Here is a 1,033-nt window from a genome sequence, read left to right on the forward strand (position 1 = left end):
GGAGGTTGGCTTAGAAGCAGCCATCCTTGAAAGAGTGCGTAATAGCTCACTGGTCGAGTGGTTCTGCGCCGACAATGTAGTGGGGCTCAAGTACACCGCCGAAACCGCGGAACTCAACATTCTTGTTGGGTTGGTAGGGGAGCGTCGTGTGATCGTTGAAGCTGCCGGGTGACCGTGTGGTGGAGGTTATGCGAGTGAGAATGCAGGCATGAGTAGCGAATGATGCGTGTGAAACGTATCCGCCGGATGACTAAGGGTTCCTGGGTCAAGCTAATCTTCCCAGGGTGAGTCGGGTCCTAAGGCGAGGCCGACAGGCGTAGTCGATGGTTAACGGGTTGATATTCCCGTACCCGTGTGTGTGCGACCAATGGTGAATCAGTGATACTAACCACCCTGAAGTATGCTACGTGCACTTTGTGTGTGTGGTGTGTGGATGCGTGGGACCTGATCTGGTAGTAGCCAAGCGATGGGGTGACGCAGGAAGGTAGCCGAGCCACTGATTGGATTGTGGTGTAAGCGTGTGGCCCGCAGGAATAGGTAAATCCGTCCTGCATTAAGGGTGAGGCGTGATGCGTACCCGTTGTGGGGATGTTGGTGATCCTATGCTGTCGAGAAAAGCCTCTAGTGAGTGCATGTACGGCCCGTACCGTAAACCGACACAGGTGGTCAGGTAGAGAATACTAAGGCGTTCGGGTGAACTGTGGTTAAGGAATTCGGCAAAATGGCCCCGTAACTTCGGGAGAAGGGGTGCCGCTGCTGGTGAACGACGTGTTGAGCTGGTGGTGGTCGCAGAGAATAGAGGGAAGCGACTGTTTACTAAAAACACAGGTCCGTGCGAAGACGGTAAGTCGATGTATACGGACTGACGCCTGCCCGGTGCTGGAAGGTTAAGAGGACCTGTTAGATCTTTGTGGTCGAAGCGGAGAATTTAAGCCCCAGTAAACGGCGGTGGTAACTATAACCATCCTAAGGTAGCGAAATTCCTTGTCGGGTAAGTTCCGACCTGCACGAATGGCGTAACGACTTCCCTGCT

1 rRNA gene is annotated in these 1,033 nt (G+C 53.8%); it reads left to right on the forward strand.

What is annotated here, in order from left to right:
• Positions 1-1,033: ribosomal RNA gene (locus MHX52_RS10335) — 23S ribosomal RNA — on the forward strand; the annotation flags it as partial.

Origin of the sequence: Corynebacterium sp. ACRQJ (assembly GCF_022346045.1) — a bacterium.
In the GTDB taxonomy this organism is placed as follows: domain Bacteria; phylum Actinomycetota; class Actinomycetes; order Mycobacteriales; family Mycobacteriaceae; genus Corynebacterium; species Corynebacterium evansiae.